This window comes from Mesorhizobium sp. M5C.F.Ca.IN.020.32.2.1 (genome assembly GCF_004023105.1).
In the GTDB taxonomy this organism is placed as follows: domain Bacteria; phylum Pseudomonadota; class Alphaproteobacteria; order Rhizobiales; family Rhizobiaceae; genus Mesorhizobium; species Mesorhizobium wenxiniae.
In genome coordinates this window covers 1-449 of the sequence record NZ_RZSX01001673.1, presented here as the reverse complement: position 1 = coordinate 449, position 449 = coordinate 1, and the positions used below count along the sequence as shown (strand labels likewise).

Here is a 449-nt window from a genome sequence, read left to right as displayed (position 1 = left end):
CATCATGGCCAGCGTGGCGATGAAGGGCGGCAGCTTGGTGACGGTCACGAGCAGGCCTGAAACCAGCCCGCAAAGTCCAGCAACGACAAGCGCTGTGACGATGCCGGCGGGCATGCCGAGATTGAGATGGTCGGGATGGGCGACGAACCCCATCACCATGGCGGCGAGCGCTAGCACGGAGCCGACGGACAGGTCGATGCCGCCGATCAGGATGACCAGCGTCATGCCGATCGCCATGATGCCGAGCACGGTGACTTGGTCGAGCACATTGAGGATGTTGCGGACGGTCAGGAACGTGTCGGTGGTCAGCGACAGCGCAAGGCACAGCAGCACCAGCCCGATCAGCGGTCCCATGGTCCCGGCGAACAGGGCCGAAAGCTTCGCGCCCGCCACAGCCTGCGCACCTGGGCCGGCCTTCAACTCGCTTGCACCGTTGCTCAGAGCCATTT

The 449-nt window shown here is 64.6% G+C and carries 1 pseudogene; it reads right to left on the bottom strand.

Annotated elements, in window-relative coordinates:
• Window positions 1-447, bottom strand: a pseudogene (locus EOA86_RS38085) (ABC transporter permease); the annotation flags it as partial.
• Window positions 448-449 lie beyond the last annotated feature (2 nt).